Annotated in this window: 17 protein-coding genes; 10 read left to right on the top strand and 7 right to left on the bottom strand. The window is 62.0% G+C overall.

What is annotated here, in order from left to right:
• Positions 1-73 precede the first annotated feature (73 nt).
• Entirely contained in the window at positions 74-850 is a 777-nt protein-coding gene (locus ACP7DW_RS17495; protein WP_034752351.1) for an SDR family oxidoreductase, read from the top strand.
• A 30-nt stretch (positions 851-880) separates the two neighbouring features.
• Here ACP7DW_RS17495 and ACP7DW_RS17490 read toward each other — a convergent pair whose 3' ends face one another.
• Positions 881-1,447, bottom strand: a complete 567-nt coding sequence (locus tag ACP7DW_RS17490; protein WP_298412661.1) for a LuxR C-terminal-related transcriptional regulator — start codon at positions 1,445-1,447, stop codon at positions 881-883.
• A 147-nt stretch (positions 1,448-1,594) separates the two neighbouring features.
• Here ACP7DW_RS17490 and ACP7DW_RS17485 point away from each other — a divergent pair, with 147 nt between their 5' ends.
• Both ACP7DW_RS17485 and ACP7DW_RS17480 read left to right on the top strand, forming a co-directional pair.
• The gene (locus ACP7DW_RS17485; protein ID WP_034784215.1) at positions 1,595-2,296 is read left to right on the top strand and encodes a CoA transferase subunit A; all 702 of its coding nucleotides are present in this window, start codon (positions 1,595-1,597) and stop codon (positions 2,294-2,296) included.
• Between the two features lie 20 nt (positions 2,297-2,316).
• Positions 2,317-2,967 carry a CoA transferase subunit B gene (locus ACP7DW_RS17480; RefSeq protein WP_072454554.1) on the top strand — a complete coding sequence of 217 codons (651 nt, stop codon included), beginning with the start codon at positions 2,317-2,319 and terminating at the stop codon, positions 2,965-2,967.
• A 49-nt stretch (positions 2,968-3,016) separates the two neighbouring features.
• On the opposite strand, the gene ACP7DW_RS17475 is transcribed toward ACP7DW_RS17480, so the two are convergent.
• Both ACP7DW_RS17475 and ACP7DW_RS17470 read right to left on the bottom strand, forming a co-directional pair.
• Positions 3,017-3,427: a DoxX family protein gene (locus ACP7DW_RS17475; RefSeq protein ID WP_099764159.1), complete on the bottom strand. Its 411-nt coding sequence runs from the start codon at positions 3,425-3,427 to the stop codon at positions 3,017-3,019.
• 236 nt (positions 3,428-3,663) lie between these two features.
• The gene (locus ACP7DW_RS17470; protein ID WP_426055945.1) at positions 3,664-5,001 is read right to left on the bottom strand and encodes a dicarboxylate/amino acid:cation symporter; all 1,338 of its coding nucleotides are present in this window, start codon (positions 4,999-5,001) and stop codon (positions 3,664-3,666) included.
• A gap of 226 nt (positions 5,002-5,227) precedes the next feature.
• Here ACP7DW_RS17470 and ACP7DW_RS17465 point away from each other — a divergent pair, with 226 nt between their 5' ends.
• From ACP7DW_RS17465 to ACP7DW_RS17455, 3 genes are read left to right on the top strand one after another with little or no spacing between them, the layout of a single operon-like run.
• Complete coding sequence (locus ACP7DW_RS17465) at positions 5,228-6,109, top strand: alpha/beta fold hydrolase (protein WP_426055944.1); 882 nt, start codon at positions 5,228-5,230, stop codon at positions 6,107-6,109.
• A 46-nt stretch (positions 6,110-6,155) separates the two neighbouring features.
• The gene (locus ACP7DW_RS17460) at positions 6,156-6,506 is read left to right on the top strand and encodes a RidA family protein (RefSeq protein WP_099759545.1); all 351 of its coding nucleotides are present in this window, start codon (positions 6,156-6,158) and stop codon (positions 6,504-6,506) included.
• Between the two features lie 32 nt (positions 6,507-6,538).
• Positions 6,539-8,791, top strand: a complete 2,253-nt coding sequence (locus ACP7DW_RS17455; protein ID WP_282409158.1) for a RelA/SpoT family protein — start codon at positions 6,539-6,541, stop codon at positions 8,789-8,791.
• A gap of 88 nt (positions 8,792-8,879) precedes the next feature.
• Here the strand turns inward: ACP7DW_RS17455 and ACP7DW_RS17450 are convergent, their stop codons facing one another.
• From ACP7DW_RS17450 to ACP7DW_RS17440, 3 genes are all read right to left on the bottom strand, one after another.
• The gene (locus ACP7DW_RS17450; RefSeq protein ID WP_426055943.1) at positions 8,880-9,836 is read right to left on the bottom strand and encodes a cation diffusion facilitator family transporter; all 957 of its coding nucleotides are present in this window, start codon (positions 9,834-9,836) and stop codon (positions 8,880-8,882) included.
• Between the two features lie 117 nt (positions 9,837-9,953).
• Positions 9,954-10,829, bottom strand: coding sequence for a pirin family protein (locus ACP7DW_RS17445; protein WP_426055942.1), 876 nt, complete (start codon positions 10,827-10,829; stop codon positions 9,954-9,956).
• A 56-nt stretch (positions 10,830-10,885) separates the two neighbouring features.
• On the bottom strand, positions 10,886-11,485 hold the full coding sequence (locus tag ACP7DW_RS17440) for an FMN-dependent NADH-azoreductase (protein WP_426055941.1): 600 nt from the start codon (positions 11,483-11,485) through the stop codon (positions 10,886-10,888).
• A gap of 114 nt (positions 11,486-11,599) precedes the next feature.
• On the opposite strand from ACP7DW_RS17440, the gene ACP7DW_RS17435 reads away from it, so the two are divergent.
• Positions 11,600-12,505, top strand: coding sequence for a LysR family transcriptional regulator (locus ACP7DW_RS17435; protein ID WP_426055940.1), 906 nt, complete (start codon positions 11,600-11,602; stop codon positions 12,503-12,505).
• A gap of 17 nt (positions 12,506-12,522) precedes the next feature.
• Here the strand turns inward: ACP7DW_RS17435 and asd are convergent, their stop codons facing one another.
• Positions 12,523-13,371, bottom strand: a complete 849-nt coding sequence (asd, locus tag ACP7DW_RS17430; protein WP_426055939.1) for an archaetidylserine decarboxylase — start codon at positions 13,369-13,371, stop codon at positions 12,523-12,525.
• A gap of 384 nt (positions 13,372-13,755) precedes the next feature.
• Here asd and ACP7DW_RS17425 point away from each other — a divergent pair, with 384 nt between their 5' ends.
• The 3 genes from ACP7DW_RS17425 to ACP7DW_RS17415 all read left to right on the top strand — a co-directional run bounded on the left by ACP7DW_RS17425 (position 13,756) and on the right by ACP7DW_RS17415 (position 17,877).
• The gene (locus tag ACP7DW_RS17425) at positions 13,756-15,837 is read left to right on the top strand and encodes a TonB-dependent receptor plug domain-containing protein (RefSeq protein ID WP_426055938.1); all 2,082 of its coding nucleotides are present in this window, start codon (positions 13,756-13,758) and stop codon (positions 15,835-15,837) included.
• A 117-nt stretch (positions 15,838-15,954) separates the two neighbouring features.
• Positions 15,955-17,193, top strand: coding sequence for a DEAD/DEAH box helicase (locus tag ACP7DW_RS17420; protein ID WP_426055937.1), 1,239 nt, complete (start codon positions 15,955-15,957; stop codon positions 17,191-17,193).
• 66 nt (positions 17,194-17,259) lie between these two features.
• Positions 17,260-17,877, top strand: a complete 618-nt coding sequence (locus ACP7DW_RS17415) for an LON peptidase substrate-binding domain-containing protein (RefSeq protein WP_426055936.1) — start codon at positions 17,260-17,262, stop codon at positions 17,875-17,877.
• Positions 17,878-17,933: the final 56 nt, after the last annotated feature.

Here is a 17,933-nt window from a genome sequence, read left to right as displayed (position 1 = left end):
TGACGCAGGGTATTTTGCCCCTGTGCCAGTGGCACGGTGTAAAGTGTTATCTAAAACAAAACAGGAGTAGCTCGTGGGCATAGAAGTCAATTTCGAGGGCAAGATTGCCCTGATTACCGGCGCATCGAGCGGCCTCGGCGCGCGCTTTGCGAAAGTGCTGGCCCAGGCGGGCGCGCAGGTCGTGCTGGCGTCGCGCCGCACCGAACGCCTGAAGGAATTGCGCGCCGAAATCGAAGCCGATGGCGGCGCCGCGCACGTGGTGTCGCTCGACGTGACCGACTTCGCCAGCATCAAGTCGGCCATCGCGCATGCGGAAACGGAAGCGGGCCCCATCGATATCCTCGTCAACAATTCCGGTGTCTCCACCACGCAACGCCTGGTCGACGTCACGCCCGAAGATTACTCGTTCGTGATGGACACCAACCTGCGCGGCTCGTTCTTCGTGGCCCAGCAGACGGCCAAGCGCATGATCGCGCGCGCCAAGGGCGATCCGAAGAAACAGCACCGCATCATCAACATCGCCTCGATGGCGGGCTTGCAGGTGCTGCCGCAGATCGGCGTGTATTGCATGAGCAAGGCCGGCATGGTGCACATGACGCGCGCCATGGCGGTGGAGTGGGGCAAGTATGGCATCAACACCAACGCCATCTGCCCCGGCTACATTTCCACCGAGATCAATGAAGATTATTTCGCCACCGAGCAGGGCAAGAAGCTGATCGAGATGCTGCCGAACAAGCGCCCGGGCAAGCCGGAAGATCTGGACGGACTGCTGCTGTTGCTGGCGGGCGAGGATTCGCATTTCATCAACGGTGCGATTATCTCGGCCGATGGCGGCATGAGCACGTTCTAATCCCCGCGCTGAAACCGGCAGTTGCGGCCCCTAGCGCTGCAGCTGCAGTCCCACCAGCTTGTGCACCAGCTCGGATGAGGTCGCGGCGGCGAATTTGCGCATCAGCTTGGCGCGGTGCATTTCCACCGTACGGGGGCTGAGGTCGATCTGGCGGGCGATGACCTTGCTGGTCTTGCCTTCCACCAGCAGCGCGGCGATTTCGCGCTCGCGCGGGGTCAACTGGGCCGTCACGGGGCGTTTCTCGCTGACATCCTCGAACGTCCAGATGCCCGCTCCCAGTGGCTGGCCCGGCAGCATGGCGTGGCCCGTCACATGGCACCAGAACAATTCACCATTACTGCGGCGCATGATGCGCTCGTCCGAATAGCGGCCCTTGGCGTTCATGATGGGGATGATGCGGTCACCCGTGCGCAGGAATTCGTCGTGCGTGGGGTAGAGTACTTCGAAGGACTGGTCGTCGAGCTGGGCGCGCGCATAGCCGAACATGGATGCCAGCGCCTCGTTGCAGCTGCGCATGATGCGGTTTTCCGACATGCACATGCCCACGGGCGCGTGCAGGAAGATGCTTTCATAATCGATGGCTGACGCGGCGTTCATCTGATACGTATCACTCTCACAGTGGGATTGCTGGCACGGCGCCGGTAGTTCTACGGTATTGTACTTTCCACTCGCGTATTTTATGCTGAGGCGCTGCCTGAGTCATGGACTCAAGACCAAAGCTTAACAAAAGATAGAGGGACACCCATGAATAAAGTTTATCCTGACGCCGCCTCGGCGCTGGCCGGTATCGTCCAAGATGGCCAGACCATCGCCGTCGGCGGCTTCGGCCTGTGCGGCATTCCCGAAGCCCTGATCGGCGCCTTGCGCGATTCGGGCGTGACGGGCCTGACGGCCATTTCCAACAACGCCGGCGTGGACGGCTTCGGCCTGGGCCAGCTCTTGACCACGCGGCAGATCAAGAAAATGATCGCCTCCTACGTGGGCGAAAACAAGGAATTCGCGCGCCAGTACCTGGCCGGCGAACTGGAACTGGAATTCACGCCGCAAGGCACGCTGGCCGAAAAACTGCGCGCCGGTGGCGCCGGCATTCCCGCCTTCTTCACCAAGACGGGCGTGGGCACCATCGTTGCCGACGGCAAGGAACTGCGCGAATTCGACGGCGAACAATACGTGATGGAACGCAGCCTCGTGGCCGATGTGTCTCTGGTGAAAGCCTACATGGCCGACCGCGCCGGCAATTTGGTTTACCGCAAGACGGCGCGCAATTTCAACCCGAACGTGGCCATGGCCGGCAAAATCACCATCGTCGAAGTGGAAAAACTGGTCGAAGTGGGCGAGATCGATCCGGACCAGGTGCATACGCCGAGCATCTTCGTGCACCGCATCGTGGTCAACGCGAACCCGGAAAAACGCATCGAGCAGCGCACCGTGCGCACTGAAGCATAAAAAAGAAGACGGAGATTATCATGGCTTGGACGAGAGATGAAATGGCCGCGCGCGCGGCAAAGGAATTGCAGGATGGCTTTTATGTGAACCTGGGCATCGGCTTGCCGACCCTGGTGGCGAACTATGTGCCGGACAATATCGAAGTGTTTTTGCAGTCGGAAAACGGCTTATTGGGCATCGGCCCGTTCCCCACCGACGCGGAAGTCGATGCCGACCTGATCAACGCCGGCAAGCAGACGGTGACGGCCTTGCCCGGCGCTGCTTACTTCAGCTCGGCTGACTCGTTTGGCATGATCCGCGGCGGCAAGATCAACCTGGCCATCCTGGGCGCCATGCAAGTGTCGGAAAAGGGCGACCTGGCGAACTGGATGATTCCAGGCAAGATGGTCAAGGGCATGGGCGGCGCGATGGACCTCGTCGCCGGCGTCAAGCGCGTCGTCGTGCTGATGGAGCACGTGGCCACGGCCAAGGATGGCACGACGTCGCATAAATTGCTGAAACAGTGCGACTTGCCGCTGACGGGCGTGGGCGTGGTGGACGTCATCATCAGCGACCTGGGCGTCATCGACGTGACGGAAAACGGCCTGAAGCTGGTGGAACTGGCGCCGGGCGTGACCAAGGAGCAAGTACAGGCGGCCACGGGTGCCGAGCTGGATGTTTCCGCTGTATAAACGGATTGTGGTCTGAAATAGAAGGGCGGACAGCGATGTCCGCCCTTTTTTATGCGCCCGCCTTGCCGCGCAAGCCGTCCAGGCTGTAGGCGCCGGCGCCCGCAGCGGCGAAGTACAGGAAGGTGAAGCAGTACATCACGGCCATTTCGCCGCCGTTCAGGATCGGCAGGAAGCCGTTTGGCGCGTGCGCCATGAAATAGGCGGCCGCCATCTGGCCCGACAGGATGAAGGCGACGGGGCGCGTGAACAGGCCCACCAGCAGCAAGCTGCCGCCGACCAGCTCGATGACGCCGGCCGCGCCCATCACGGACAACAGTTGCAAACCATCGAACATGGCCACATGCGGCGCGCCGAACAGTTTTGCCGTGCCGTGCTGGAGGAAGAGGAAACCGAGGATGATGCGAAGCAGGCCCAGCAAGCGTGGGGACCAGGTGGCGTAGAGGGCGGGCGAGAGGGACATGGCGTACTCCATTCAAAAAGTGGATGGTTCGGTGTCAGGCTTGCATTAACGCAATGTCATTATGCGGGAGCCTGGCGGCGAACAGGTGACAGCACTGTAATGCTTTTTGATTCATTGATCATCATGATAAATATTGATGCATGATTTACTATTGGTTGATGATGCGATACAACCCGCGCGCAATGAAAAAAAGCCCCGCAGAGTGATCTGCGGGGCTTTTCAGGAAGACGTCTCGCTTACTTGACGATATTTACGGCCGGGGCAATATACGCGTCTTCGGTGGGGTGGGTGGGATGGGCCAGCTCGCTGTGCAGCTTGTCCATGTCCAGTTCTTTTTCCCATTTCGACACGACGATGGTGGCCACGCCGTTGCCCACAAAATTGGTCAGCGCGCGGCATTCGCTCATGAAGCGGTCGATGCCCAAGATCAGCGCCATGCCGGCCACGGGAATCGTCGGCACCACGGCCAGGGTGGCGGCCAGGGTGATGAAGCCGGCGCCCGTGATGCCGGACGCACCTTTCGAGGTCAGCATCGCCACGCCCAGGATGGTCAGTTCCTGCCAGATGGTCAGTTCCGTGTTGGTCGCTTGTGCCACGAACAGGGCCGCCATGGTCATGTAGATGTTGGTGCCGTCCAGGTTGAACGAGTAGCCGGTAGGCACGACCAGGCCGACCACCGGTTTCGAGCAGCCCAGGCGCTCGAGTTTTTTCATCAGGGCCGGCAGGGCCGATTCCGACGAGCTCGTGCCCAGCACGATCAGCAGTTCTTCCTTGATGTACAGCAAGAAGCGGCCGATGGAGAAGCCCGTGTACCTGGCGATCAGGCCCAGCACGACGAAGACGAACAGGAAGCAGGTCAGGTAGAACGAACCCATCAGTTTAGCCAGCGGGATCAGCGAAGCCAGGCCGTATTTACCGATGGTGAAGGCCATCGCGCCGAACGCGCCGACGGGAGCGACTTTCATGATGATGTTGACCATGCCGAAGATGGCATGCGACAGCTCGTCGATCAGCTTGGTGACCGGACGGCCGCGCTCGCCCAGCAGGGACAGCGAAAAGCCGAACAGGATGGCGATCAGCAGCACTTGCAGGATGTCGCCCTTGGCGAAGGCATCGACGAAGGTCTTCGGGATGATATTCATCAGGAAGTCGACGGTCGTCAAGCCTTCGGCGTGCGTGTATTGCGCGATCGACTTGGCGTCCAGGTGGGCGGGATCGGCGTTGAAGCCGGCGCCCGGTTTGAGGATGTTAGCAACCAGCAAGCCGATGGCCAGGGCAAAGGTGGAGACCACTTCGAAGTACAGCAGCGCCTTGCCGCCAACGCGGCCGATCTTCTTGACGTCCTGCATGCCGGCGATGCCGGAGACCACGGTACAGAAGATCACCGGGGCGATGATCATCTTGATCAGTTTGATAAAGCCGTCGCCCAGCGGTTTCATGTCGACGGCGTTCGATGGGTAGAACACCCCCAGCAGCACGCCTGCCACGATGGCGAACAGCACCTGGACATACAGGATTTTATAGAATGGTTTTTTCACGAGTGGTCTCCTCTTGCGGGTTGATGCTGCGATCATCCGCCCATTGCCGGGCCGGCTCAATTGTGGATAACCGCAGATATGCAGTTTCGCTATATCGGGTATTGCGCCATGGCGAAGGTGCCAGTGCTGTGTTGCGGCGCAGCATTTCAGCCGTGCGCTTGGAGCATTGCCCGCGCTGCGCTACACTGCCGTAGCGTCGCGCGCGGGACACCCCTTGGCAGGCAGAAAGCGGTGCTCTTTTTATATCAAATAAGGAAATCGCATGATCGAAGCCAGCATCAAGTCAGTGCAATGCATCTCCCCCGCAGGCTTGCATACCATGTCGTACAAGGAGTGGGGCGCGCCCGACAATCCGAACGTGCTTGTCTGCGCCCATGGCGTGACGCGCGTGGCGGACGACTTCGACAACCTGGCACGCGCCATGGCCAGCGATTACCGCGTCATCTGCCCCGACGTGGTCGGACGCGGTCGGTCGGGTTGGCTGGCCAATCCGCAGTTCTACCGTGTACCGCAATATGTGAGCGACATGGTGACCCTGCTGGCGCGCGTGCTGGCCAATGGCGAGCGTCAGACGGTGGACTGGTTCGGCACCTCGATGGGCGGCTTGATCGGTCTGGGCCTGGCATCGTTGCCCGACAGCCCGATCAGCAAACTGGTGCTGAACGATATCGGCCCGACCCTGGCGCCGGAAGCCTTGCAGCGCATCGGCGACTACATCGGCCAGGACTTGCGTTTCGACACCTTCGAGCAGGGCGCCAGGTTTGTGCGTGACGTGTCCGCCAGCTTCGGCCCGCACACGGATGCGGAATGGCATAAACTGGCGGTGGATGTGTTGCGCCAGGATAAGGATGGCCATTGGCGCCGCCACTATGATATGGGCCTGGCCATGCCGTTCCGTTCGGCCACGCCGGAATCGGCGGCCAGCGACGAAGCCATGCTGTGGGCCGCGTATGATGCCGTGCGCTGCCCCACCTTGCTGGTGCGCGGGTCGGAGTCCGATTTGCTGTCGCACGCGACGGCGCAGATCATGCTGGGCCGCGGCCCGAAGGCGCAGCTGGTGGAAATCGCCGGCGTGGGCCATGCGCCCACCTTCGTGCACGACGACCAGATCGCCATCGCGCGCAAGTTTTTGCTGGGCAAGTAATAATCAGTAACGCTGTACAGATTTTGAAACAACCGAAAGAAGAAGCATGGAAATTACACGACTGCACGTAGGCAAACGCCTCTCCGAAGTAGCCATACACAACAACACCATCTACCTGGCGGGCCAGATCGCCGAAGACACCACGCAAGACATCGTCGGCCAGACGCGCGAAGTGCTCGGTCACGTCGACCGTTTGCTGGCGGAAGCGGGCAGCGACAAGACCTGCATCCTGTCGTGCCAGATCTACATCGCCGACATGAAAGACTTCGATGGCATGAATGAAGTATGGGATGACTGGGTCGCGTCAAGCCACACCCCGCCGCGCGCCACCGTGGAGGCGAAGCTGGCCAATCCGGCATGCCTGGTTGAAATCGTCATCATCGCTGCAGAGCGCTAGGTTATTCAGTTATTTAGTTTATAAGGTATTACATGGTTTCCATCTCGGCCCCGAATAGCGTCACCTCGGAACAACTGGTAGAGGGCTTGAGTGCGCCGGACAGCGCGCGCGTGCTGGACGCGTTCGCGTATGCCACCGAAGCGTATGGCGACAAGCAGACCTTTGCCGGCCGCTCCGCGCTGGAATTCGCCATCGGCGTGGCCACCACCCTGGCTTTCCTGCGCAGCGATGCGGAAACGCGCATTGCCGGCCTGATGTTCGAGCTGACCCTGCTGGAGCCGGATACGGCGGCCGATATCGAGCCGCGCTTCGGCAAGCAGGTGTGCGACCTGGCCACCGGCGTGCGCCAGCTGATCCGTTTGCGCGCGCTGACCCAGGCGCAGCACGGCAGCGCTGCCGGTCGCGGCAAGAATGCGGCGCAGCAAGCCGTGGCCCAGGTGGAAACCTTGCGCAAGATGCTGCTGGCGATGGCGTCCGACATGCGTGTCGTGCTGGTGCGCCTGGCCGCTTGCGTGACGACCTTGCGTTACTTTGCCGAACTAAAACTGTTCAACGAAATGACGCGCGAATACGGCAAGGAAACGCTGGATTTGTACGCGCCGCTGGCCAACCGCCTCGGCATCTGGCAGCTGAAGTGGGAACTGGAAGATTTATCGTTCCGCTTCATCGAACCGGAAGCGTATAAACGCATCGCCAAGATGCTGGAAGAAAAGCGCATGATGCGCGAGGGCTTTGTTTCCTCGGCGATTCTGCGCCTGCAGACGGAACTGGCTGCGGCCGGTATCCAGGCGGAAGTATTTGGCCGCCCGAAACACATTTACAGCATCTGGAACAAGATGCGCGGCAAGGAACTCGATTTCACGGCCCTGTACGATGTGCGCGCCTTCCGCGTCATCGTTTCCGACGTGAAAACCTGCTACACGGTGCTTGGCGTGGTGCACAATATCTGGACCCCCATCCCGAAAGAATTCGACGATTACATTTCGCGGCCGAAACCGAATGGCTATCAGTCGCTGCACACGGTGGTGACGGCCGAGGATGGCCGGCCGCTGGAAGTGCAAATCCGCACGAATGAAATGCACAGCTTTGCCGAATACGGCGTGGCCGCGCACTGGCGCTACAAGGAAGAGGGCGGCTCGAACTTTGCCGGCCAGAAATACGACGAAAAGATCGCCTGGCTGCGCCAGTTGCTGGCATGGAAGACGGAAGTGGCCGACGCTGTCGTGGGCCAGGAAGAAATCCAGCGCGAATGGGTGGAAAAGCTCAAATCGGCCACCCTGGATGACCGCATCTTCGTCATGACGCCGCAGGCGCGGGTGCTGGAACTGCCCGTGGGCGCCACGCCCGTCGATTTTGCCTATCACCTGCACACGGACGTGGGCCACCGCTGCCGCGGCGCCAAGGTCGACGGCATCATGGTGCCCCTGAATACGCAATTAAAGAATGGCCAGACCTGCGAAATCATCACGGCCAAGGGTGCGCCGGGTACGGCCGGACCATCGCGCGACTGGCTGGGCGCCGGCTACGCCGTCAGCACGCGCACGCGCTCGAAGATCCGCGCCTGGTTCCACGCCATCGACATGCAGGAAACCCTGGCCCACGGCCGCGCGCTGGTGGAAAAATCGTTGCAGCGCGAAGGCAAGACGGCCGTCAATCTGGAAGCGCTGGCGCAAAAGCTGGGCTTTGCCAAGGTCGACGAGCTGTTCCTGTCGGTGGGCAAGGATGAATTCAGCCTGCGCCACGTGGAGCAGGCGCTGCACGACAATGGCGAAGTGGTGGTGCCGGAAGACGCCGTGCTGGTGGGAAAAAGCCGCGCGTCCAGCGTGGAGCAGGGCGCCAAGTCCGGCGTGCTGGTGGTGGGCACCGAAGGCTTGATGACGGTGCTGGCCAAGTGCTGCAAACCGGCGCCGCCGGACAGCATCGTCGGTTTCGTCACGCGCGGCAAGGGCGTGTCGATTCACCGTGCCACGTGCAAGAATTTCGAGGAAATGCGCGCCAAGGCGCCCGAACGCGTGATCTTCACGGAGTGGGGCAGCACGGGCGGGCACGACACGGTATATCCGGTCGACGTCTTCATTCTCGCCGGTGACCGCCAGGGCTTGCTGCGCGACATCTCCGAAATCTTTTCGCGCGAGAAAATCAACGTCATCGGCGTCAACACCCAAAGCGCCAAGGGCCAGGCCCGCATGACCTTTACGGCCGAGATCAGCTCGACGGCGCAGTTATTAAAAGCGCTGAATGTGATCAAGGATGTGAGCGGGGTGCTTGAGGCAAGGCGCAGTTAATCTTGTTCAACCCAAGAGCAGAGGCCGGGGTCGTACCCTAAGGGACTCGGCGTCCCCGTCCGACCCCAGTATTTGCCGTTGGGTTCAATTAGTGCGTCTTGTCACCTTGATGCAAGCCCGCCATCGCCGCCGTCTCCGGCTGCAAGGTAATATGGTCGATGCCATGCTTGGCCAACAGCATCTTCTTGATCGCGCGCAAGACCTTTGGCCAATGGTCGAGGTGTTCGATTTCCACGTGGCCGATCAGGGCTGGCTGGCCTGGCGACATGTCCCACACATGCAGATCGTGCACGGCAATCACGCCGTCCACTTGTTCCACATCCGTGCCCACGGCGATGTAGTCGATGTGCAGGGGCACACCTTCCATCAGGAAGTGATATGACTCGCGCAGTACGCCGAAGGTCGATTTCAGGATCAGCAGGGACACCAGCACGGACAGCAGCGGGTCGATCTGCATCCAGCCCGTAAAATAAATCACGGCGCCGGCGATGATGGCGGCAACCGAGCCGAGCAAGTCGCCCATCACGTGCACGAGGGCGGCGCGCGTGTTGACGCTTTGCTTGTCTTTCGACAATACCCACGCCACGACGATATTGATCGCCAGGCCGATGAAGGCGACGATGAAGACCATGCCGCCCTTGACGGGTTGCGGCGCGGAAAAACGCAACACGGCTTCATAGCAGATCCAGCCCACCACGCATAGCATGGCCAGGCCGTTGACGAAGGCGGCCAGCGCCTCGGCGCGGCCGAAGCCGAACGAGTGGCGCGGCGACGGCGGGCGGCGCGCGATCAGTTGCGCCAGCAGGGCCAGGCCCAGCGCGGCCGCGTCCGTGACCATGTGGCCCGCGTCGGAAATCAGGGCCAGCGAATTGGACAGGAAGCCGGCGATGACCTCGATGCCGGCGAAGGACAGGGTCAGCCCCAGCGCCCATGCGAGGATGCTCTGGCTGCGCCCCTCGAACGAGTGGGTGTGCTCGGCATCGCCTTTCCTGTGGGCATGCAAATGGGTGGCGTCGTGGTCGGTGGAGTCGTGCATCTGGGACATGGAGTGCTTTGTGGAATGAGGTTGCCGTCAGTGTAATTGAAAAGCAACAAGGTAGTCGGCACGACAAAAAACCTGCAGGCCCGGAGGCTCTGCAGGTTTCTCCTGATACACATCATGTTACTGCGTGGCCGTCTCGCCAAACTTGCCTTCGCGGAAGTCCTGCACGGCCTGGAATACTTCTGCCTGGGTATTCATGACAAACGGGCCGTACTGCGCAATCGGTTCATTCAGCGGCTGGCCGGCGACGAGAATCACGCGGCCGCCTTGCGGCGCTTCGATGCGCACGCCGTCGCTGCCCGGCGTGTTGGCGAAGATCGCCATGCGCAGGGCGGGCACGGCCTTGCCGTCCACCTGCACTTCGCCACGGAACGTATAGAGGAAAGCGTTATGGCCTGGCGGCAATGGCTGCTCGAAGCTGCTGCCGGCCGGCAAGTCGATATCGAGATACAGCGGTTCGGTCAGCTCGCGCTGCACGGCGCCCGTCACGCCATGGCTTGCGCCGGCGATCACTTGCACGGCCACGCCAGCGTCCGTCGTGTAGCGGGGAATTTCTTCGCTCGTGAAATCGCGGTACCAAGGCGTGCGCATCTTGTCGCGTGCAGGCAGGTTCAGCCATAGCTGAAAACCTTCCATCACGCCTTCTTCCTGTTCCGGCATTTCCGAGTGGATCACGCCGCTGCCGGCCGTCATCCATTGCACGCCGCCCGAAGTCAGCAAGCCTTCGTGGCCCGCGCTGTCCTTGTGGCGCATGCGGCCCGTGATCATGTATGACACCGTTTCAAAACCGCGGTGCGGATGCTCGGGGAAGCCGGCGATATAGTCGTTCGGTTTGTCGCTGGCAAAGTTGTCGAGCATCAAAAACGGGTCGAGACGGCGCTGCAGCTGCTGCGTCAGGACGCGGTTGATCTTCACGCCGGCGCCATCCATGACGGCCTGGCCGGCGATCACGCGCTCGACGCCGCGTGGCTTGTTGACGGTGGTGATGTCGCTCATTGTTCTCTCCTCTAGGCCAGGGCGGCGCCAGTGCGCCGCCCCTTTCACTGCTGTGATTACACCAGGATGGCGTTGATCTCGGCGTCCGCTTGCGCCTGGGCCTTGGCCACGGCTTCCGGGCCCATGCCCATGCCTTCCGAATACACGTATTGCACGTCGGTCAGGCCCAGGAAACCGAACATGGTGTTCAGGTAAGGCACCTGGCTATCGTTGGCGCTGTCGCGGTGCAAGCCGCCGCGGGACAGGCCCACGTAGACTTTCTTGCCGGTCAAGAGGCCCACGGGGCCGTTTTCCGTGTACTTGAAGGTGACGTTGGCGCGGGCAATCGCGTCGAACCAGCTTTTCAGTTGCACGGTGATGCCGAAGTTGTACATCGGCGCGCCGACGACGATCACGTCCGCCGCTTGCACTTGCGCAATCAGGGCGTCGTCCAGGGCGATGCGGGCCGCTTGCTCCGGCGTGCGCTTGTCCGCTGGCGTGAACAGCGCTTGCAGGGTCGGCTCGTCGAGCACCGGGTGCGGTGCGGCAGCCAGGTCGCGGCGCGTCAGGGTGGCGCCGGGGTTGGCGGCTTGCACGCGGGCAACGATGGCGTCAGCCAGGCGGGTCGAGGCGGAACCGGTGCTGCGGGCGCTGGAATTGATTTGCAGGATGTTCATCTTGTTTTCTCCGTTGTGAGGTGTCTTGCGATGGATGAACTATAGCAATTCCAAAATTGATGCGGAAGCCGTTAAAATGGATAACATTAATCCACTCATGCAACAATAAAAAATATGGATATCGATCCCGGAGATTTGCTGCTGTTCGCGCGCGTCGTCGAGTGCGGCAGTTTTTCGCGCGCTGCCCAGCGCGTGGACTTGCCCAAGTCGACCCTGTCGCGTCGCATCTCACAGCTGGAAGCGAAACTGGGCGAACGGCTGCTGCTGCGCACCACGCGCAAGCTGGCGCTGACGGAATTTGGCGCCAGCCTGCTCGACCATGCGCGCAAGGTGGTCGAGGAAACGGAAGCGGCCGGCGCGCTGGCCCAGCACCGCCAGGCGGGACCCAGCGGCTTGCTGCGCATTTCCATGCCGGCCGATTTCGGCGACGCGCTGATGCGCCAGGTGCTGGCCGAGTTCGTGCGCCGCTACCCGGCCATTTCGCTGGAGCTGGACTTGTCGGCGCGCCGCGTGGATTTGCTGGAAGAAAATTTTGACCTGGCCATCCGCATGGGCAACTTGCCCGACGATGCCAGCCTGGCGGCGCGCCGCGTGGCTTTCAGCACCCTGGCCCTGTATGCCTCGCCGCAATACACGAGCGTGCACGGTTTGCCCGAGCATCCCGACGATCTGTACGGCCATGATTTATTGAGCTTGCCACGGGCCGTGCATGGTCTCGTGCATTGGACTTTGATCCGTGGCAAGACGACGTGGGAACGGGACTTGCCTGTGCGCCTGCTGGCCAATTCGCCGGAATTGCTGGTGCGCATGGCCTGCACGGGCGTGGGCATCGCGGCCAGCACGGACCGTTTCGCCAAGGCGTATGTGGCGACGGGGGAACTGGTGCGCGTGTTGCCGGAGTGGAGTTTCCCGCTGGTCACGGGCTGGGCCGTGTTTCCCGGCCGGCGATTGATGCCGGCCAAGACGCGCGCTTTTCTCGACCTGATGGAGGAAATGTATCAAACGGACGCGCCCGTGTAGGTGCGCGTCCCGTTGGCTTACTTGGGCACGTTGCCCATGACGTCGCCCAGCTGCACGGGACCGGCCGGCTGCCAGCTGGCGTTGAAATTGATTGTGCCTTGCGGGAACAGCATCACGACGGTGGAACCGAGCAGGAAGCGGCCCAGTTCCTCGCCCTGTTTCAGCACCACATTGTCGTTCGCATAGCTCCAGTCGCGCACCTGGCCCGTGCGGGGCGGGTTGACGACGCCGTGCCAGACGGTGGCCATGCTGCCGACGATGGTGGCGCCGACCAGTGTCATGACGAAGGGGCCGTTGGCCGTGTCGAACACGCAGACGACGCGCTCGTTGCGGGCGAACAGGCCGGGAATGCCGCGCGCCGTCGTCGGGTTGACGGAGAACAATTCACCAGGGACATAAATCATGCGCGTCAAGCGGCCATCGCACGGCATGTGGATGCGGTGGTAGTCGCGCGGGCTCAGGTACAGGTTGGCGAAGCTGCCGTGTTCGAACTGGGCCGCCAGGGCCGCATCGCCGCCCACCAGGGCCGTGGTGCTGAAGTTGTGCCCCTTGGCCTGGAAGATCTGGTCCTTGTCGATGCTGCCGAACTGGCTGATACGGCCATCGACGGGGCAGACGTAGTCGGCCTGCGCCAGCGGACGGGCATCGGGGCGCAGCGCGCGCGTGAAAAAGTCGTTGAAGCTCGTGTAGTGCGTGATGTCCGGGTCCAGCGCCTCATCCATGTTGACGTTGTAGCGGCCGACGAACCAGCGGATCAAACGCGTGGTCATGGCGCCGCCTTTGGCGCCAGCGATGCGGCCGGCAAAATTGGTCAACGCTCCTTTTGGGAGCAGATATTGAGGCAGGACGGCAAGACGGTCAGACACGATGGGAAGCCTTTGACGGGGGGATGGGAACAATGGTGAAAACGCATTATAGCGGCGATGTGGCGCGCAATGATATGCGCCGTATGCAAGGGTGCGTATCACAGCCCGCCGCCGAATTTAATTTGCCATAGGAAATATTTTCAGGAAACTGTGTCAGTCGGAAAAAATTGCAGCACAATATAGCGGCCTGTTTTTTAGCATTTAGCCATTTTTATTCAGCCAACTTTTTTTAGCCAGGTCATGATGCCGCGCCGTTGCCTCCGTCTTACCGTCCTTTGTTCCGCCGTTTTACTTGCCTGGAATGTCCAGGCCCAGCAATCCGAAGCTCCCGCCACCGATAACGCCGCCGCGCCGCTGAAGGCCGATAAAGCCGCTGCGCCCGCCATGCAGAGCGTCGAAGTCAAGGGCGGCGGCTATGATCCGCGCCGCGACGATACGGCCAGCAAGATGGTCGTCGGCAGCGAGGAAATCCTCAAGTATGGCGACACGAATGTCACCGACGTGCTCAAGCGCTTGCCCGGCATTACCGTGTCCGGCGCGGCCGGGCGCTCGGGCGGTGAAATCCGCATGCGCGGCCTGGGCAGCGGCTACACGCAGATCCTGCTCAACGGCGAACGGGCGCCGGCCGGCTTCTCGCTCGACACCCTGTCGCCCGACGTGATCGAACGCATCGAGATTTTGCACGCGGCCAGCGCCGAATACAGCACGCAATCGATCGCCGGCACCATCAACGTGGTGCTGAAAAAGGCCGTCAAAACTGCGCAGCGCGAGCTCAAGCTGGGTGTGCAGGGCAGCGACGTGAGTTTCTCGCCCAGCGTCAATCTGCAACTGTCCGACCGCGACGGCAATTTCTCGTATTCGATGGCCGGCTCGCTGTTCCGCTACGACTACCACTACGACAATCCCGGGCTGGAACTGGGCTATGCGCCTGACGGCCGGCAAAACCTGCTGCGTCGCACGAATGGCACCGGCGACGGCCGTCCGGAAGGCATCAATCTGTCGCCGCGCCTGAACTGGGTGCTGGCCGGCGGCGACAATCTGACGGCGCAGTTCTTTTTCAATGGCGGGCGCTCGAATCACCGCAATGTCAGCCGCGCGCAAACAGAGCAGGGCTTGCGCCCCGACTACGACACGAATACGGGCAGTTCCAGCAACCACAATGCCTTCGGCCGCAGCGACCTGACGTGGATGCACAAGCTCGCTGGCGGCGCCAGGCTGGAACTGAAAATCGGCGCCTCGGCCGCCCGCAATACGTCCGACAGCCTGCAGCAGGGCTTTATCGACGGCAGCGGCCTGGCGCTGGAGCGCCAGGTGGGTGTGAAGGCGACGGAAAACGGCGTCAGTTCCACCGGCAAGTATTCCACGCCCTTGCTGCCGGGCCATGCCCTGTCCATGGGCTGGGATGGCGCGCACACGCAGCGCGACGAAACGCGCCGCCAGCGCGAAGCGGCGCTGGGCGTGCCCGGCGCGCGCCCGCCCGTCAACAGCGACGAGGGTTTCGACGCCACCATCGAGCGCCTGGCCCTGTTTGTGCAGGATGACTGGGAAATCACGCCGCGCTGGTCGATGTATGCGGGCGTGCGCTGGGAAGGCATCGACACGCGCAGCGCGGGCGATACCTACGACGAAGTGAATCAGCGCACCAGCGTGTGGAGTCCGTTGCTGCAAACCCTGTGGAAGTTACCCGATACCAAGGGTGACCAGGTGCGCCTGGCCCTGACGCGCACCTACAAGGCGCAGCCCACGGCGAGCCTGATTCCGCGCCGCAATACTTCGACCAACAATAGCCAGACGGACCCCGACCGCGAAGGCAATCCGTATCTGAAACCGGAGCTGGCGCTGGGCATCGATGCTTCGTACGAACATTACTGGGCCGAGGGCGCCTTGCTCAGCGCGCGCGCCTCGGCCCGCCGCATCGACGGCTATACGCGCCAGGGCTTGCTGTTCATCAATGACCGCTGGGTATCGACGCCCGTCAACGACGGCCGCGCCAATACCCAGACCCTGGAACTGGAAGCGAAGTTCCCGCTGCGCGCCGTGCTGGCCGCACCCGTGCCGGCCATCGACTTGCGCGCCAGTGTCAGCCGCAACTGGTCGCAAGTGGAGCAGGTACCGGGGCCGAACAACCGGCTCGACCAGCAACCCCCCGTCAGCGGCAACTTCGGTCTCGACTACAAGACGCCCGATGGCGTGCTGACCACGGGTGGCAGCTTCAATTTCCGCAATGGCGGCCCGGTGCGCATCACCGAGCGCCAGAGCGCCTATACGTCGCCGCGGCGCGACCTCGACATCTATGCGCTGTGGAAATTCGATGCGAAGAACCAGCTGCGCCTGGCCGTGTCGAACTTGCTGGCGCAAGACTTCGAAAGCGACACCATCTACACGGATGCCAGCGGCACGATAGTTCGCAACAGCATTTCGCCGAGTTCGCCGCAGGCGCGCGCGACCCTGGAAATGAAGTTTTGACGCGTTTGTTTTAACGGTGAAACCCCGGCCGGCATCCCCGCTGGCCTATAATCTCGGCAATTGCGCGCACGGCCGGTCCGTGCGCGTCACCTTTTACTTTGCCAAGATTGCTTCCCCATGACGTTTTCCTCCCTCGGCCTGATCGATCCCCTGGTCCGCAAACTCGATGAGCTCGGCTATGCCAAGCCCACGCCCGTGCAGGCGCAAGCGATTCCTGCCGTGCTGGCCGGCCGTGACCTGATGGCCGCCGCCCAGACGGGCACGGGCAAGACGGCCGGCTTTGCCGTGCCGCTGCTGCAGCGCCTGGCCCTGGAAGGCGTGGTGGCGCCGCAGTGCGTGCGCGTGCTGGTGCTGGTGCCCACGCGCGAACTGGCCGAGCAAGTCTATGCCAGTTTCCGCAGCTATGGCGGCAACCTGCCGGTGCGCAGCTTTGTCGCCTATGGCGGCGTGCCCATCGAGCCGCAGATCAGCAAACTGCGCAAGGGCCTGGACGTCCTGGTGGCCACGCCGGGCCGCTTGCTGGACTTGCAGACGCAGGGCGCCGTCAAGTTCGAGCAAGTGCAAACCCTGGTGCTGGACGAGGCGGACCGCATGCTGGACCTGGGCTTCGAGCGCGAGCTCGATATATTGCTGATGACGATGCCCAAGCAGCGCCAGACCCTGCTGTTCTCGGCCACCTTCTCGGACGCCATCCGCGCCATGGCGAAAACCATGCTGAAGGACCCCGTCTCGGTGGAGGTCAGCGCGCGCAACAGCACGGTCAAGGCCGTGAAACAGTCGGTCATCGTGTGCGACAAGAAACGCAAGCCGGAACTGTTTTTGCACCTGTTGAAGAAAAAGCGCTGGGGCCAGGTATTGGTCTTCGTCAAGACGCGCAAGGGCGTCGAGCTGCTGGTGAACACCTTGCTGGAGCAGGGCGTGCGCGCCGATTCGATCCACGGCGACAAGACCCAGCCGAACCGCCTGCGCGCGCTGGCCCGTTTCAAATCTGCCGAGGTGCAGGTGCTGGTGGCCACCGACGTGGCCGCCCGTGGCCTCGATATCGATCAATTGCCCGTCGTCGTCAATTTCGACTTGCCCACCGTGGCGGAAGATTACATTCACCGCATCGGCCGCACGGGCCGCGCGGGCGCTTCGGGTGAAGCGATCTCGCTCGTCTGCGCCGACGAGGTGGAATTGCTGTCGGCCGTGGAAGCGCTGACGCGACAAACCCTGAAACGCCACGAGGAGCCCGGTTTCGAGGCCGAGCACCGCGTGCCGGGCACGTCCGCCGGTGGCACCATCCAGAAGAAGGCCGTCAAGGTACTGGCGCCGAAGGCGGCCGAGCGAGCCAAGAAAAGGCGCTTTTACAAGTAATCGGCGCAGTTAGGCTGACAAGGCAAGCGCGCAGCACGGATATGCCATTCGTGCCATCATGCGCCTATGAACACGATACCTTTGTTCCCGCTCAATACGGTGCTGTATCCCGATGGCTATCTGCCCCTGCAGATCTTCGAGGTACGCTACCTGGACATGATACGCAAGTGCATCATGGGCGAGCAGCCGTTCGGCGTGGTGCAGTTGCTGGACGGCGCGGAAGTGCGCAAGCCGGGCCAGCAGGAAACGCTGGCGCCAGTGGGTACCCTGGCGCGCGTCATCGACTGGGCCGCGCCCCTGTCAGGCTTGCTGCAAATCAAATGCATGGGCCTGCAGCGCTTTCACATCGTGTCCAGCGAGCAGCTCAAGCATGGCTTGTGGATGGCGCAGGTCGAAACCTTGCCGCCCGATAAGACCATTCCCATTCCGCAAGAGCAGCAGAACGTCGCCGACGCGCTCGGCGCGCTGATACGCACCTTGCAGGAGCAAAAGATCCCGCCCGAGCAAATGCCCCTGCAGCCGCCTTTCCGCCTCGACGAGTGCGGCTGGGTGGCGAACCGCTGGTGCGAGCTGCTGTCCCTGAGCGCCATGCAAAAGCAATTGCTGCTGAGCCAGGATAATCCCGTGCTGCGACTGGAGCTGGTGCAAGATATGCTCACTGAAAATGGTTTGCTCGAAGAGTAAATCAGCTGAAGCCGCATGTTTTCTCACGCTGGCGTTGTGCAATTGCAATCTCTATT

It is taken from the genome of Janthinobacterium sp. PSRC1-1 (genome assembly GCF_049897525.1).
Classification (GTDB): Bacteria; Pseudomonadota; Gammaproteobacteria; order Burkholderiales; family Burkholderiaceae_D; genus Janthinobacterium; species Janthinobacterium tructae.
This window is presented reverse-complemented; position numbering and strand designations above follow the sequence as displayed.